We start from the raw sequence: 16649 nt of genomic DNA on the forward strand, positions 1-16649 counted from the left end.
TACCGTATTAATTACAGGTTTATTAATGTCAATAGAAGTAAAAGCTGACTAACTTAATATTTGTTGGTCAGCTTTTATAAGGCATAAAAATAAATTTGGTAGATTTATATTAGCTAATTTAAGTTTATAGAAGTGCTGCTTACTGAAGGGTAGAGGTGTTGCCAATCTTGTTAGTAAGAATAAATTCTACCTTTCCATCCAAGCCCAAAGCAGCTCTATCAAATGATACTTTTATACCATCAGGAATATGTGCTTCGCAAAAATCAGGTTGCACACGTAGGACGGTTACAGAATGTGGTGAAGCAGTTTTATCGACATTAATAGTAAAACTATTGGCGCTGGTGCAGCCACCTGAAGCAACGTGCAATTCGATGGAGTTTGGTAAAATATCAACCCCCATTAATACTTCTTTGGTACCTTCAGCTGCAACAAAAGGTGAGGTAATAAGTGCACCTGCTAAAGCAGCTATTTTTGTGATTTTCAAAATACTCTCCTTGATTATATTTTGGCGATTACCATTTAATACCTATTGATGTAGGTATAATACTACGTGGATCCTATCGCAGTTTATAGAAATTAACCGTTGTATTCTTTGGCCATTTAAGGCAGGTTGAGCTTTTGGCTCGTACCAAAGTAATACAATAGTTGTGTGCTATATTTTAACAACACTTGGTTGGCTTGGTAAGTTTTTTAATGCTTTTTTGATTGGAGTCAACGTGTGTGTTATAAATTGTTTGACTTCAAGACACTTTTAATAATTATTAATGGTCTATTTGTCATCTTAAAAGTTAGGTGAATTTCTTGTTTCTTTCATGACAATGATTGCATTAATTGGTTTTTCATTATCTATATTCAATGTCATTCTATTTTCAGTGGACTATCTGTTTAAATTATAGAAAATCACTAGCGTATTAGGAGGGGTAATGTTCAACTCAATTTCAGGTCGTTCAGTTGTCGTAACTGGTGGAAGCAGAGGAATTGGTAAAGGGATGGCCAGAGTATTTGCAAAACAAGGTGCAAAAGTACTTATTGTCAGTCGTGGTGAAGAAAGTGCCTGCCAATCTGTTGAAGAAATCAGAGCACAGGGAGGTATAGCTGAATTTTTGCTTGGAGATGTATCCAAGTGGCAAGATGCTCAAAAAATAGCACAAACAGCTAATGAGCTTTTTGGAGGAATTGATGTGTTATGTGCCAACGCTGGTATTTTCCCTCAGGCAAATATTGCTGATATGCTCCCCGAGCATTGGGACCATGTGATGGATACTAACCTGAAAAGTCTGTTTCTTTGTGTAAAAGCAGTACTGCCGTATATGAAAAACCAACAAAAAGGTCGTATCGTTATTACTTCCTCTATTACTGGCCCTATTACGGGTTTCCCTGGCTGGTCACATTATGGTGCTTCTAAAGCCGGTCAACTGGGTTTTCTCCGCACTGCTGCGATAGAGCTTGCCAAGGATAACATCACCATCAACGCTATTATGCCTGGCAACATTTATACTGAAGGGCTGCAGGATCTGGGTGAAGAATATCTAGCTACAATGGCATCCTCTATCCCGCTTAACCGTCTTGGGTGTGTAGAGGATATCGGTAATACCGCTTTGTTCTTTGCTGCTGATGAAGCAGGTTATATCACAGGGCAAACTATAGTCGTGGATGGTGGGCAGACGCTGCCGGAATAATTTTTATTTATTTACTCCTCAAGATTGACAGGTTGAACCTGACTAGCAATAGCATCAACCCTTGATTTTGCTTCAATAAAAACACGTTTTACATTTGGGTAGGTCAGTTTGATTGTTTGATCTATCCTGACGATTATGCGTTCAATATCTGTTGCCTGTAAGTCATTATCAAAATCAATACTAAGGTTGGCTAAAATAAATTCTGGTCCCATTTGCATGGTAACTACTTCATTGATATATGCAACGCCAGACTCTCCACTGGCCAACTGACGTATTCCTCTAACAATATGACCTCTGGCACTTTCACCAATCAGCAAGCTTTTGGTTTCATAAGCTAACCAAATAGCAGTAGTGGCTAAAATAATGCCGATTAATACGGATGCAATTCCATCAAAATAAGGGTTGCCGGTGACTTGTCCTAAAAAAACACTTAGCAAAGCAATTAATAGACCTAAAATAGCGGCAGAGTCTTCGAAGAAGACAACAAATAATGAAGGGTCTTTACCTTTATGTACGGCCTCTAGATAACCCAGTTCGCCTTTGACTTTTTTAAATTCCTTCATGGCTACCCACCAGCAACCCCCTTCAAAAATAATAGCCAGGGTAAGTACTATATAGTTAACAATGGGGTTGGTAATGGGAGCTGGATGTAAAATATGATGAACACCTTCATAAATAGAAATACCTGCCCCTACGGCGAATATTAAAATAGCAACGACAAAACTCCAAAAATAAACCTCCTTGCCGTGACCAAAAGGATATTCTTCACTTGCTGGCTTTTTCGATTGTTTTAATCCATAAAGTAGTAAAACCTGGTTACCGGAATCGACTACTGAGTGAATAGCTTCGGAGAACATGGCAGAGCTGCCAGTAATAGATGAGGCAATAAACTTGGTAATAGCAACTAAACCATTACCAATTAAAGCGGCAACAATGACTTTTTTGGAACCAGATGCCATAGGTATTTATCTCCTAACAGTTAAGCGTTATGGCTATAGATGACGGTACCCCTAAAGAGTATACACTTCGTGGTTCATTTTTGAGTGTAACTTAATTCACACCATCCGTGGTGTTTAAAGAAGATAGCAGTATCTAGAAATCATCTGTGAAGGGTATACACAATTACTGCCGCATACTAATAGCAAGACGATTAAGTGCGTTCATTAAAGAAACGGAAAAGGTTAAGTCGGAGATTTCTTGATCTGAAAAGTGCTCTTTTAAAGGCTCATAAAACTCATCATTCGCGTAGCTTGATTCAATGTGGGTCACCGCCTCAGCCCAGGTCAGGGCGGCTCGTTCCTTGGGGGTATACAAGTCACTTACTTGCCAACCGGCGAGGGAGTCAATTCTATCGTCTGTTTCGCCTGCTTTTCGTAAGGATTGGGCATGCATTTTAAGGCAAAATGAACAACCATTAATTTGCGAAACACGTAAGTACACTAGTTCGATAAGTGGTAAACCAAGAGAGCTATCAGCTAGGCAATCTTTGACTTGTCGGAAGTTACCTAGTGCTTTACTGGATAGCTCATAATAGGGTAGACGCATGGTTTTGCTCCTGTTTGTTATGTAAACATGCCTGGTTCTAATACATAGATAGTACTGTTATTAAAGAAATAGCTCACTGTAAATAAGACACAAGTAGTGTTAGTGGCAAGATAAGAAAGCAGTGCAAGCAATCCCTAACTTTAACTATTAGTAGATACCCGGCTATGACCATAAAAGCTGTTTGGCTGGTTACAGCTTGATGCTAGAATGGCGAGCTTTTGTTGTCAGTAGTGGACCGCTAGGGCTGAGAGGTGTTAATAAGGTGCATATCTGTTTGGTAGCTGCGGTTGCAGCAAATAATGCAATTGGTATAAATAATAAGCTACCTTGGTATTTACCAGGTGATTTGCGTTACTTCAAACGGCTTACGATGGGGAAGCCGATTATCATGGGTCGAAAAACCTTTGAGTCACTAGGTAAGCCATTACCTGGGCGTACCAACATTGTCATTACTCGCAATTCAGCATTTGCGGCTGAGGGCGTTAAGGTGGTACATACTCTTGAAGCTGCAATAGCATTAGCTGAAAGCATAGGGCTAATTGATGGCTGTGAAGAAATGATGGTGATTGGTGGTGCGCAAATTTACGAGCAAGCACTACCAGTAGCAACCCGACTTTACTTGACAAGGGTGCATAAGTCTTTTGAAGGTGATACGTTTTTTCCTGAGTTTGATGATAACCAGTGGCAGCTGACAGCTGAGGAAACTCAAGAAACAGATCATCAACCACCGTTGAAGTATTCCTATCAAATATTGGATCGAGCCGTATTACAGAAGTAAGCCAAGCTAGTTTCAATTTGCGTTACAAATTTTTACATTCATTTAACTTGCTGATTTTTAAGCTTATATTTGATTGACTAAATGGTCGTTTAGTAAAAAAGCAGATTAAATGACCATTCCTACCGCACACTCTGTCAATAAATTTTACGATAACTGGTTATCAGGTTTGCTGTGATCTGATTTGTTCTTTGTTTATAGCGTTTTTAAAGAATGGCATGAATTTTTAATAGCGATGCGCGATATAAAAATAGACAAGGAATTAAATTCATGTCAATAAAAAAACTCATTACTGCGTTAGGTTTTGCGGGAGTGATCCTGTCGTCTCAGGCCCAAGCGTCTTTTGAAATAGATTTATTGAATAAGACTGAAGGGCAAGACCCTGCGATGACGCTGATCAAGAGCATGCTTGCTAATAACAGCGGCATTAACATCATCGAAGGTAGTGCTGAATTTCATGGGCGGCTAGGGGATGGCAGTAATGCCTATTCAGCTCAATCAGGTACTTTCAGAGACCTAGACATGACCCATGCCAGTAATGGCAAGCGTATTAACTTAAATCGGGGGGCCCTTCTTACAACTGGGTCTGCTAATGTACCAAAAGCCAATAGTTTTGAAGACTTTAGCCACTTAAGATCAGGAGCTCCTGCACTGCCTACAGCATCTCATGCTGGGGTAGAAAAAATCCTAAAAAATGCGGGGTTACCGGGGGCTAACCGGGATTATAATTCAGTTAAAGTAAAATTTACTGTGGAGGAAGGAATTAAAGCTATTCAGTCAATGTTTGTATTTGCTACGGAAGAATTTCCTGATCAGGCAGTGACGGATATTTTTACGTTTATTATCGACGGTAAAAACTTTGCTTATTTTCAGGATGGCTCATTAATTTCTTTTTTAACGGGTGCTAATGCCCATAACTTTAATAATAATGAACTAGGCAGTGACAATTTACCGATTGAGTATGATGGTGTTTCTGATGTGCTCACCGTGATTGGTTTGCTAGATGAGGACTTGGATGAGCATACTTTGGAAATCGTTATAGCTGACACAGCTGATACTATTTATGATTCTGTAGCGTTTGTGGGAGATCTTAGGGCTTGTAGACGAAGTGAAAACTGTGAACCTGGGATTGTGCCAGAACCTAATATGATATCACTGATGTTAGGTGGTGTTTTATTAGCTTTAGGTTTTGGCGGACAGACACGTCGGCGACGGATTTATAGCTAACTTGTTATTAGAGATGCCTTTTATAAAAAGTGCTTGTTGGAATTAATCAACAAGCACTTTTTTTTATTGGTAAATAATGAGTAATTAATCCAGTTGATCCAAGTTTCTTACACCACCTTTATCTGCACTAGTAGCCAACGCTGCATAGGCTTTTAAAGCGGTGCTGACACGGCGCTGTCTTGGGTGAATGGGTTTCCAGGCCAGTTTGCCTTTGGCATCCATCGTGCGGCGACGATTAGCCAGCTCTTTATCATCCACTAGTAGTTGAATGCTGCGGTTAGGGATATCGATTTTGATCTTGTCACCATTTTCTACTAAACCAATGGCACCACCTTCCGCCGCTTCTGGAGAGGCATGGCCAATGGATAAACCGGAAGTACCACCGGAAAAACGTCCATCGGTAAGTAAGGCGCATTGTTTGCCCAGTCCTTTAGATTTTAAATAACTGGTAGGGTACAACATTTCTTGCATGCCAGGGCCACCTTTGGGGCCTTCATAGCGTATAATAACCACTTCGCCTGGTTGTACTTCATCTTCTAGAATGCCTCTAACGGCAGCATCCTGACTTTCATAAATGCGAGCAGAGCCTTCAAATACCCAAATACTTTCGTCAACACCTGCCGTTTTTACAATACAGCCATTTTTAGCAATATTGCCGTATAAAACAGCTAGGCCACCTTCGGTGGAAAAGGCATGATCTAAGCTACGAATACAACCGTTTGCCCGGTCATCATCTAATGACGGCCAGCGGGTATTTTGGCTAAATGCTTGTTGGGTAGGAATACCTGCGGGGCCGGCTTTATACAGGGTATGCACTTGCTCATCAGTGGTTTGGGTGATGTCCCACTTAGCGATTGCTTCAGCCATACTGTTGCTATGGACTGTGGGGATATCTGTGTGTAATAACCCGCCACGGGCAAGCTCACCCAAAATACCAAATACACCACCTGCACGATGTACATCTTCCATATGGTATTGATGGGTGGCAGGTGCGACTTTACACAAGTGAGGTATTTTGCGAGAGAGGCGGTCGATGTCTTCCAGGGTAAAATTAACTTCCCCTTCTAGGGCTGCGGCTAATAGGTGCAGAATAGTGTTCGTGGAACCACCCATCGCAATATCCAGCATCATGGCATTTTCAAATGCTTTAAAGCTAGCCACACTTCTTGGCAAAACAGATTCGTCGTCTTGCTCATAATATTGCTTGGTGATTTCAACAATGCGGCGGCCTGCAGTAAGGAACAACTGCTCTCTATCCGCATGGGTGGCTAATAGGCTGCCGTTGCCAGGGAGTGATAACCCCAGTGCTTCCGTTAAACAGTTCATTGAGTTGGCTGTGAACATTCCAGAGCAAGAGCCACAAGTCGGGCAAGCGCTACGCTCGTAAGTGTCGGCATCCTGATCAGATATCGTAGGATCAGCTGCAGCAACCATTGCGTCGACCAAATCCAGCTTTAATTCTTTGCCTGCTAGCTTGGTTTTACCCGCTTCCATTGGGCCACCAGAAACAAAAATAGTAGGGATGTTAAGACGTAGTGACGCCATCAGCATGCCTGGAGTGATTTTATCGCAGTTGGAAATACAAACTAATGCATCAGCACAATGGGCATTACACATATACTCCACTGCATCAGCAATTAGCTCTCGAGAGGGCAAACTATATAGCATGCCATCATGGCCCATGGCGATTCCATCATCGACGGCAATGGTATTAAATTCTTTAGCTACGCCACCAGCCTGCTCAATTTCTCTGGCTACTAGTTGGCCAAGATCTTTTAAATGAACGTGGCCAGGTACAAATTGGGTGAATGAATTGGCAATAGCGATAATAGGCTTTTTAAAGTCATCATCTTTCATCCCAGTAGCACGCCACAGGGCCCTGGCGCCTGCCATATTTCTCCCGTGGGTTGAGGTGCGTGAACGATAAACTGGCATGAGACACTCCTGGATTATTAATCATATTCTTTGGCTGGGTAGTCTACGGAACTGTGGGCTGGTAATAAAGAGTGGATCATCAGGTTGCTGCCAATTTCACTTCCGTAGTTTTTCGGCTTTAAACTGGGGGGCAGCTTAATCATAAAAAAACAATTCATACTGGCTTAAATAGTAATTGTTCTCATTAGAATCGGGGTGCGTCATCTCTCTAGAAGCTAAAACAGCTGAGAGGCTAACTTATAATGTAGTCAGCAACTCGTTAGCTAAATAATTTTGTTTTACTTTCAAACCTGTTTTCGACAGTTAAACTTGCGGAAAATACTTACTGGTTGATCAGATAAAAAGTGGATTGTGGTTCAAAACTTAAACGTTTAAGATGCGATGAAACGTGAGCTTTCAAGCTTGGTATATGGTTCGATTAATACACTTGTTTCAAGTGGGTGTTAATTCTTTTGTCTAATTTATTTAATTAAAAATATTTTATTTAATACCGTTTGCTATTAAAATTGGATTTTTATACAGATAATGTCTTACAACTATGGATGAGTTATTAGGCTTTAGTTTTTTATTAGTTGCTATGTCGCAGTCAATGGCCAGTTTACAAAGTAGTAGTGCTGAAATGGGACTATTTAACCTAGTGGCTATTTTTATGTTGGCTGTCGGTGGTGGTGTGTTATGGTTTGCTCGAACTCACTCTAAATAGATGAGGCAGTGTTATTTGACCCTGCCTCATCTATTTATGCCATTCCTTTCCGGTGTTTTTTCTTTGCTAGACAGAATGTTGAAATAAATTCGCGTTACTGGTTAGTCTAATCTTTAATTAATAAACATGAAGTGATTACTTAACTATATCCTTTAGATTGGCTATAGGAATCACAAGTAGTTTCATTAAATGCATACTAAGAACAATGTCTACACATGTTTTAATCTGTGATGATTCCACAGTTGCACGAAAGCAAATGGCGCGAGCCCTCCCTGAAGAATGGGATGTTGAAGTTTCCTTTGCTAAACATGGCCAAGAAGGAATGGAGGCCCTAGTTAGTGGTAAAGGAGAAGTTTTATTTTTAGACCTCAACATGCCAGTGATGGATGGCTATGAAGTGCTTAGCGAAATTAAGAAGAATAATCTTGATGTAATGACAATAGTCGTATCTGGTGATATTCAAGAAGATGCGCGCAAGCGAGTTTTACAATTAGGTGCAATAGAGTTTATAAAAAAACCAGTTACTTCTGATGACATTGAAGCTATATTAAAGCGCTATGGTTTATATTCAGCCGCTAACGACAGTGCCATTATTCAAACCCATCAAGCCCAAATTCAAGAACTAAATGCCAGTATTGGTGAATTAGATTGCTATCAGGAAATTGCGAATGTGGCTATGGGGCAGGCAGCTGCATTACTAGCAAAATTGTTAAATGTATTTATCTTATTGCCAGTGCCAAAAGTAAATATGTTAGAGGTAACTGAGTTACAAATGGCGCTGCAAACCTCAGAAGGTAATGATACCTTTTCGGCTGTATGCCAGGGGTTTATTGGTTCTGGTATCGCTGGTGAAGCCTTGCTGTTGTTTTATGATTCTTCGTTTGAAGATATGGCTAAGTTACTTCACTATGAGGGTAAGTTAACCGAAACCATTGAGCTGGAGTTGGTAATGGAGGTCGCCAATATTTTAATTGGCGCTTGCATTAAAGGTATTGCTGAACAATTGGATATTGCCTTCAGCCAAGGACACCCAATTGTACTTGGACAGCATGTTGATGTTTCAAGGCTGCTAAGCCAAGGGGTTTGGCAATGGAAGCAAACACTAGCCATTGAATTATGTTATAGCATTGAAAATTATAATATTAGCTGTGATTTGCTGTTGCTACTTACTGATGACTCAATGAAAGCCTTACGAGAAAAAATTTCTTATCTATTAACTTGAGGTTAGTAATGGCTGTAGATACTGGTTTCAAAGAGCTTCATTGGATGATGGGGATGCTTCAGGATATAGAAGTAGGCTTAGTCGTAGTGGATAGAGACTATAAAATCCAAATTTGGAACAGCTTTATGGAGAATCATAGCGGAAAAAATGCGCTAGAAGTAAGGGGGGAAAACGTATTTGATTTATTTGGCGAAATTCCTAAAGACTGGTTCTTGCGTAAAACTGAGTCAGTATTTTTGTTAAAAAATAAAACGTTTTCTACCTGGGAGCAGCGTCCATTTATTTTCCGCTTTAAAAACTTCAGGCCAATTACTGGTACAGAAGAGTTCATGTACCAAAATCTCACAATCAACCCATTAATGTCAGCTGATGGTACGGTTAATCATATTTGTATCTTAATTTATGATGTGACTGATATTGCTGTTAATAAGAAAGGCATGGAGCAAGCAAACTCTCAATTAGAGGTAATGAGCCGGACAGACCGCCTAACTGGCTTATATAACAGAGGGTATTGGGAGGAGTGTCTGATTAGAGAGTTTCATCGTTATTTACGTACTAAACAGAAGTCTACCCTGGTGATGTTTGATATTGATCACTTTAAAAAAGTAAACGATACATATGGTCATCAGGCAGGAGATGAAGTTATTAAAACTGTTGCCAAATTGCTTCAAGAAAACCAACGAACATCAGATATTACAGGGCGCTACGGTGGTGAAGAATATGGAGCTATTTTAGTTAATACTAAGGCTGAAGATGGAATGTATTTCTCCGAGAGGTTACGTAAAAAAATCAGTGAGTCGCCAGTTGCCCATCATGAACACGCTATTCAGTTCACTATTAGTTTAGGGCTAGCAGAAATTAGTGAAAAGATTACCAGCATAAAAGAATGGATTGAAGCAGCTGATCAGGCACTTTATCAGTCTAAAGAGGGTGGGCGAAATAGAAGTACCCTATACACTATCTCATAAGAGTACCTCTAATAATGTTTATGCTTTATCGCGAATTTATCAGGAGTTCAGAGAAAGCAAATAATTATTAGAGATGTTCTTGATTACTTCCAAAGCGGGACATCAACAGAAAAAAAGTGTGTATGTGTGCCATAAACCCCTGAGTCATTATCATTAGTTAATAATAAACGGTTTTTATTAATTAATGCCATTCCTTCAATTTTTCCAGGGTATTGCTTATCTGGAGTGTCGAGTGTGCTCCACACTTTGCGTTTTTTCACTGGACTGAGGGCAAAACGGTTTAAATAATCTAATTGCTCTAAGCTTGGTGTTTGTGCAATATCATCCCATTGAGTGTTTAATATGTCAGTCGCTTGGTTTAGATTAATGCGATAAATTTTAGTAGTAATGTAAATACGCTCTAGTACTAATAAGGTGTCATTGCTTAGAGCGGCTAAGTCACTAACTTTTACATCATCTTGCTCAACGCTAAAGTCTCCTCGGGTTTTATCTTTGCTCATAAAAGTAGCTGGAATATCCAAAGGATAGATATATTCATTAACCACTTGCTGAATGGAACCATTTTTATTTAATCGAGCTTTAAATAGCCTTACCCAGCGAGATTGTTCATAAGTTTTTTTATTAGGGTTAGCAAGTGGACTTTGCTGAATGAAAAACAACCACCGATTATCTGGGCTAATAGCGATGCCTTCGATGCCTCTCCCAGGCTTATGTTTGTGTAAAATACCAGGTAGTAAGCCAACCACAGGAATTTCTTCATCCTCTATAAAGTTGGTTGCTCCAGCGGGTACATAGCGCGTGAGAATGCGGCCATCTTTATCAAGATGAAGTAATGAAGGGCCATACTCATCGGAAATATAGAAACTACCATTGTGCAGTTTAACGATAGACTCTGGGTCAATACCCTTGGTGGAAATTGGAATAGGGCGGCGCATGCCATCAATTAATTTATGAGGCTTGGGGCTTGGCAGTGGTAAGCCTAAGGCATGGGTACCATAGCGGGTTAAGATTGGAATTTTTTTTTCTAAATTGAATTGATTTTGTGCACTATTATATTTCCATTGAAAAATAGCGGGTTGGAATTCCGGGTTTAAAATAACTCGTCCTTTGGAGCAAAAGCTTGCTGAACCGAAAAATGCCCTGGTATATTTGCATTTGATATTAGGGCCATGGTCGCTGATTGTGTATAAACTTTGTGTTGTGAAGTCGTAATAGGCGCCGCTGCCATGTTCTTGATACAACTGGATAGTTGTTTGGCCGTTATTGTGTTTAATCGTAACTGACTTCTCGGGTATTTTAACTTCTTGGTCAATGTAGCCTGCTTGAGCTTGTGGGCACACTTGAACTTGTAGAATAGCTACAACGCTAACAAAGAATACAAGTCCTAAAGCTGTTTGTTGCATTGTTTACATCCGTATAATTAAGCTAGAGATTCATGGATAAAATAAGGTAACAAGTCCTTACGCATATACCACTAGCGTGGACGATAAAAAATAAAGCAGTATATGTATTATTAGCAAATTTGGCAAACGCGAGGTTAGTGTTCCAAAGCATGAGTTATAATAGCTAAATAAGGAAATTGACGCTAAAATGTGCCGCTCGAATGTAATTGGGTACTTACTACCGGGTTATAAAAGCGATACCTGACATATTAACTGAGCAAAGGCTTGTGGCATGGCAAATCTATTAATATTGACAGTGGCTGGCGAAAACAAAGTAGACATTTTGCCTAGCTTAATGAAGCACTTAGCTGATGAAGCCATTAAAGTGCTGGACTTAGGGCAAATGCAGACTCAAGATCAGGTTGCGCTTACACTGTTATTACAAGTGCCACCGACTTTCACAGAAGTTGAACTTGCTGAACGCCTGCAACCTATTGAAGAAGTTTGGCAAGCCCATCTGAGTTATCGTGAGCTAGACAAGCAAGAATATCAGACATGGTTACAAGATAAAACTCCAGAACATTACCTGGTGACACTGCTGGCTCCTGAAGTTAACGGCAAAGTGCTGGCTGATGTAATAGCGGAAGTCAGTCAGCATGGCTTAACGGTAAGTCATATTAAGCGGTTATCTCAACGGCAGCCAATCAGCACTGATAATAATGATCAAATTACTTGTTTTGAATTAAGGCTAAGGGGTAAGCCTAGTAATTTGATTAAGTTTCGTGAGCAGTTGCTGTCTATTAGCAGTGAGCAAGGAGTTGACCTTGCCGTTCAAGAAGATTCTATTTTTCGGCGCTGCCACCGTTTAATTGCTTTTGATATGGATTCTACCCTGATCCAAACAGAAGTGATTGATGAGTTGGCAAAAGCTGCTGGTATTGGAGAGCAAGTTGCTGCTATCACTGAGCGTGCAATGCAAGGCGAATTAGACTTTAACGAAAGCTTTCGGCAGCGGATGGCCTTATTAAAAGGGCTTGATGAGTCGGTGCTGAGTGAAATAGCACAACGCTTGCCGATTACCTCAGGTGCTGAAAAGCTAATCTGTACACTCAAACGACTGGGTTTTAAAACAGCGATTTTATCTGGTGGGTTTACTTATTTTGCTCAGTATTTGCAGCAGCGTCTGGGGATAGATTATGTACATGCTAATCAGCTGGATATTGTTGATGGCAAAGTGACTGGAGAAGTGAAAGGCACCATTGTTGATGGTCGGCGTAAAGCAGAGTTGTTAACAATGCTAGCTGAGCAGGAAGGTATTAGCCTTGAACAAGTTATTGCCGTAGGTGATGGTGCTAATGACTTACCCATGTTAGGTATTGCTGGGATGGGGGTAGCCTTTCAAGCCAAGCCTTTAGTCAAAGCGTCTGCCAAACATGCCATTTCTTATTTAGGGCTAGACGCCATTTTATATTTATTAGGCTTAACCGAGCATGATATACAGCAGTTGAGTTAGCCTGAAGAATATTTTATTTGTGCCTTTGACTTTATTTTAGTTGGTATGAACCACTAAATACTCTATCAAAGGCACCAATTGAACGACCGTTAAAAGCCACCTAAACAAGGGTTGTTGTCTTCAAATCTAGGGTCACCCTCTGTTGTTGGGTCTGTATGAGAACAGATGCCCATCACTACATATCCCAGTGCTGTAGCAGTATCTGCAATTGCAGCAAATGGCACGGCTGCATACCATAAAATTTCTTTGTCTACAGAAATACCGTTAATTTTTTTTAGTTTTTTGACTTTTAATAAAACAGTTTTGTAATCATGAATAATTGGTTGAGACGAGCTTAGTGCCAGGTAGTTATATCGCGGATTATTTTTCTTAACTAGGTATAAAGTTGTTTTGTTAAGATTTTTGGTGAGTTGGGTTAGCTTTCTAGGCGCAGTTTCTAAAACGGGAATGTTATTTTCATCATTGGCAGCAATTTCGCAGCCTTCATAAAATTCTAAGTTGTTCATTTCATGAATGGTGAAAAAATCGCTTTTCACACTGCTATTATTTTCTATATTAGACTCAGCTAAATCGATGGTGTAGGTAAACTCTCGTTGAGAATGATTGTCACTTTCTTTAGCAGCAAAACACAATGATAGTAGTCTATTATTTTGTAAACTGGCTTGTTTAACGTATGTAATGGTAGGTGAAGAATATGAATATTTCCAGCCTACTTTTGCTTGTCTAGCGGTATCTAACGAATAATTGGTATAGGTACAGCCTGCGAGAATTGAGGATACTAATGCTAAAAATGATATTGTATTCTTCATTGTGATACTGCGTAAAGTGATGTTAGTGATAGCGAGTGGCTGCTATTGTTGCATAATTTGCATATTAAATAAAATGTTGTTCTATGCCTGCTTAGCTAGCCTACACTTCAATGTCTAAAACTTGAGTAAATGGATTATGGAAATCAAACAATATAATAAACAGAATCAAAACTTACAAAACCAAATAATTGCGCTATTAGATATAGGTAATCAACAAGCTGTACTACGGAAAATATTTGTTCAGCAAAATTACTGAGGTAAACCATATAATGTAGACCAGCTATTGCTAGGTGAATTGCTGCAGTGAGTTAATCAGCAAGGAATTAAAGAAATTCTCCTAGGCGCCACAGAAAAATTTTTAGCTGCCCACCGATTTTATGAAAAAAACGGTTTTGATGAAATAACTAAAGAAGAGCTGCCTGAAAGTTTTCCAGTTATGGAGGTTGATACAGATTTTTTAAAAAAGAATGGCAGTTAGTGATAATAAAAAAACTTTAGCTGGTTTTTAGTTGAATTTATATAGGTTTTTATAAGTGGTGGTTTTTTTGAAAACCTTAAAAGATTTCATAAGGTTGGATGAAAACTAAAAAAGCCCAGAAAAACTGGGCTTATAGTGAAGTTTCTATTCTGTAATCAGGTAATTACTCATCTTCATCACTTGTAAAATCATAATCCATTTCAGCGGTTGGGCCTTGTAGGTAGTAACCCTGAATATAATTAACACCGGCTTGCCAAAGGGTTGCCAGCATGGTGGCGTTTTCTACCATGGGCACTATGGTGAGCTTGCCTTGACCTTGTAATGAACTGATCATGGTTTTTAAATTTTCTTGGGTTTCTGGATTGCCAATATCACCAGAGAAACTGCCATCCACTTTTACATAATGTACTGTTAAGTGTTTTAAAGTTGTAAATGGGTTAATGGCACAGCCAAAGTGGGTTAGTGACACTTTGCAGCGTAGTTCGTCAATTGCTTTAGTCAGCTCCTTGGCTTGTTTCATGTAGGTAGTAGCATCTTCCTCAGTAAGCTGAAAGATTATTGAGTCGCCGGGTAATCTTGCTGCTTTTAAGGCTACGCTAACCCAAGGTAGTAATGTTTTATCTTGTATTGATGATGCACTTAAATGGATAAATAACCGAGTTTTATGGCCTTTTGCTCGGTGAGAGGCTAATAATTTTACTGACTGTAAAATCACCCAGCGATCTATTTTGGTCGCCATTTGTGATTTTTCTGCGGCATCTAAAAACTCTTTTGGTGGTACCTCTTCACCATTGGGGTTGATTAGTCTTAACAGTACCTCGTAGTGCTCTTCACTATCCCCCCGTAAACTGATGACAGGTTGGAACAGTAATTTGAAGGAATTATCTTGCAATGCTTTTTGGATCATTGCAATAACATTGCCTTCGATAGCCTGTTCTTCCAGATCATCTTTAGCGGTATGGAAGTGATAGTTGTTGCCGCCTTTATCCAATACTTTTTCTCGGGCCCGTTGGGTGCGGGCTAAAATATCTTTTGCTTTAGCGGTTGTCTCATTAATAACGGTAATACCAATACTACAGGTGGTTTGTGCTGTTTTACCACCCACTTCAGAAAGGTGGTCTTCAACACTTTTATTAATTTTAGTTGCTAGTGTTGATAGCTCGGTTTGGTTATCGGTTGGGATTAAGGCTAAGAATAAATCATCACCAGAGCGTGCTAATACACTCGGTGCGGGTATGTGTTCTTTTAATAATGTACCGAAATCAGCAAGCACTAAATCTGCATCAGATATACCCATTTCAGTACGAATTTTATCAAAGCTATCTAGGGTGATATAAAATACAGCTGCGTTACCTTTACCACCAACGGCTCGGTCAATAGATTTATCTAGTTGCTCAGAAAAATACTGCTGATTATACAAACCAGTTAGCAAATCTTGCGTGCTGATTTCTTTCAGCTTTTCTTCTAATTCGGCATTACCTTGGTCTACTCGAATAACGATTTGGGTGCAAGGCTCACCATCAAAGGTTGCAGGCGAAAAGCTTATTTTTGCTTTAAATTTCTCACCATTTTCTTTGATACCATGACATGCCAGTTCATCAGAAGCATTTTCCGTAGACTGATAACTTTTTAAAAAACGCTTAAACTCAGCTAAATCTTCTGATGCCACCATGTCGATAATAGGAACGCAGGCCAAGTCATCTGCATCGGGGTAACCAAATAAATCAACATAAGATTGGTTTGCATAGATATGCATCCCTTCATGGACGTAGGCAATGGCGTCCATTGAGCTGTTAAGCAACAGCTGGCAACGCTTTTCTGTTTCGCGCAAGCTCACTTCAGCCAAGCGACGTTGGCGACGGTTTTCTAGGTTTTGTAACTCCCGGTTGGCGACTAAGACTAAACGCTCTTCTTCGTCATACAGTACAACGTCCTTAAAGCCTGCTTTTAATGCGCCTGTAAAGATCTCTTTTTGATACTCCTCTTTCATTACAATAATAGGAATATCTTTATTGAGTCGGTTGATAGTTTCATTGGCAGTATCAGCATTAATTTCATCCATGGGATGACTCGCCAGTAACAGATCCCAGGTTTGGGTTTGGATAGTTTCTTCTAAATCGTCAATAGAGGTAACCCGGTGGGCACGTGTGGCCTGGCCAGCATTGCGGAATAGGCTAACCATTTGCTCAGCTTCGTTTTGAGAGGCTTCGACGATCAATAAGCGAATTGTATTACTGTCGTTTTGCATAGTTGCTTCAAGTTAAAGGTGTACTTCAAGGCCAGCATTTGGTATTAAAAAACCAATATGCTGGGTTATACGTCATTATTTGTCTAACGCTTGTTGTCTTGCTACTGTTGTTCCAAAACCTCTGAGTGTGTTGCACTAGGGGTTATGGTGGCCTTGTCAATGAGA

The 16649-nt window shown here is 39.9% G+C and carries 14 protein-coding genes; 7 read left to right on the forward strand and 7 right to left on the reverse strand.

Annotation, left to right across the window (positions count from 1 at the left end; all coding sequences use genetic code 11):
- Positions 1-139 precede the first annotated feature (139 nt).
- The gene (locus OQE68_RS15170; RefSeq protein ID WP_180570224.1) at positions 140-484 is read right to left on the reverse strand and encodes a hypothetical protein; all 345 of its coding nucleotides are present in this window, start codon (positions 482-484) and stop codon (positions 140-142) included.
- A 439-nt stretch (positions 485-923) separates the two neighbouring features.
- On the opposite strand from OQE68_RS15170, the gene fabG reads away from it, so the two are divergent.
- Positions 924-1679 (forward strand): 3-oxoacyl-ACP reductase FabG, encoded by a 756-nt coding sequence (fabG, locus tag OQE68_RS15175; RefSeq protein ID WP_180570223.1) that lies wholly within the window; start codon positions 924-926, stop codon positions 1677-1679.
- Positions 1680-1690: 11 nt separating this feature from the next.
- Here the strand turns inward: fabG and OQE68_RS15180 are convergent, their stop codons facing one another.
- Positions 1691-2638 (reverse strand): cation diffusion facilitator family transporter, encoded by a 948-nt coding sequence (locus tag OQE68_RS15180; RefSeq protein ID WP_180570222.1) that lies wholly within the window; start codon positions 2636-2638, stop codon positions 1691-1693.
- 163 nt (positions 2639-2801) lie between these two features.
- On the reverse strand, positions 2802-3224 hold the full coding sequence (locus OQE68_RS15185) for a carboxymuconolactone decarboxylase family protein (protein WP_180570221.1): 423 nt from the start codon (positions 3222-3224) through the stop codon (positions 2802-2804).
- Positions 3225-3423: 199 nt separating this feature from the next.
- Here OQE68_RS15185 and OQE68_RS15190 point away from each other — a divergent pair, with 199 nt between their 5' ends.
- Positions 3424-4002 carry a dihydrofolate reductase gene (locus tag OQE68_RS15190; RefSeq protein ID WP_180570220.1) on the forward strand — a complete coding sequence of 193 codons (579 nt, stop codon included), beginning with the start codon at positions 3424-3426 and terminating at the stop codon, positions 4000-4002.
- A 267-nt stretch (positions 4003-4269) separates the two neighbouring features.
- Positions 4270-5226 carry a choice-of-anchor L domain-containing protein gene (locus OQE68_RS15195; RefSeq protein ID WP_180570219.1) on the forward strand — a complete coding sequence of 319 codons (957 nt, stop codon included), beginning with the start codon at positions 4270-4272 and terminating at the stop codon, positions 5224-5226.
- Positions 5227-5310: 84 nt separating this feature from the next.
- On the opposite strand, the gene ilvD is transcribed toward OQE68_RS15195, so the two are convergent.
- Positions 5311-7161 carry a dihydroxy-acid dehydratase gene (ilvD, locus tag OQE68_RS15200; protein ID WP_180570218.1) on the reverse strand — a complete coding sequence of 617 codons (1851 nt, stop codon included), beginning with the start codon at positions 7159-7161 and terminating at the stop codon, positions 5311-5313.
- A 538-nt stretch (positions 7162-7699) separates the two neighbouring features.
- Here ilvD and OQE68_RS15205 point away from each other — a divergent pair.
- The 3 genes from OQE68_RS15205 (at position 7700) to OQE68_RS15215 (ending at position 10054) form a co-directional block, all read left to right on the forward strand.
- Entirely contained in the window at positions 7700-7864 is a 165-nt protein-coding gene (locus tag OQE68_RS15205; protein WP_180570217.1) for a hypothetical protein, read from the forward strand.
- Positions 7865-8069: 205 nt separating this feature from the next.
- The gene (locus tag OQE68_RS15210) at positions 8070-9086 is read left to right on the forward strand and encodes a response regulator (RefSeq protein WP_180570216.1); all 1017 of its coding nucleotides are present in this window, start codon (positions 8070-8072) and stop codon (positions 9084-9086) included.
- An 8-nt stretch (positions 9087-9094) separates the two neighbouring features.
- Positions 9095-10054 (forward strand): sensor domain-containing diguanylate cyclase, encoded by a 960-nt coding sequence (locus OQE68_RS15215; RefSeq protein WP_180570215.1) that lies wholly within the window; start codon positions 9095-9097, stop codon positions 10052-10054.
- A gap of 83 nt (positions 10055-10137) precedes the next feature.
- Here the strand turns inward: OQE68_RS15215 and OQE68_RS15220 are convergent, their stop codons facing one another.
- Positions 10138-11457 (reverse strand): esterase-like activity of phytase family protein, encoded by a 1320-nt coding sequence (locus OQE68_RS15220; protein WP_180570214.1) that lies wholly within the window; start codon positions 11455-11457, stop codon positions 10138-10140.
- A 271-nt stretch (positions 11458-11728) separates the two neighbouring features.
- Between OQE68_RS15220 and serB the strand changes: the two genes are divergently transcribed.
- Positions 11729-12949: a phosphoserine phosphatase SerB gene (gene serB, locus OQE68_RS15225; protein WP_180570213.1), complete on the forward strand. Its 1221-nt coding sequence runs from the start codon at positions 11729-11731 to the stop codon at positions 12947-12949.
- Between the two features lie 89 nt (positions 12950-13038).
- Here serB and OQE68_RS15230 read toward each other — a convergent pair whose 3' ends face one another.
- Both OQE68_RS15230 and OQE68_RS15235 read right to left on the reverse strand, forming a co-directional pair.
- Positions 13039-13758 (reverse strand): hypothetical protein, encoded by a 720-nt coding sequence (locus OQE68_RS15230; RefSeq protein WP_180570212.1) that lies wholly within the window; start codon positions 13756-13758, stop codon positions 13039-13041.
- 641 nt (positions 13759-14399) lie between these two features.
- Positions 14400-16484: an EAL domain-containing response regulator gene (locus tag OQE68_RS15235; RefSeq protein WP_180570211.1), complete on the reverse strand. Its 2085-nt coding sequence runs from the start codon at positions 16482-16484 to the stop codon at positions 14400-14402.
- Positions 16485-16649 lie beyond the last annotated feature (165 nt).

It is taken from the genome of Spartinivicinus marinus (genome assembly GCF_026309355.1).
Classification (GTDB): Bacteria; Pseudomonadota; Gammaproteobacteria; order Pseudomonadales; family Zooshikellaceae; genus Spartinivicinus; species Spartinivicinus marinus.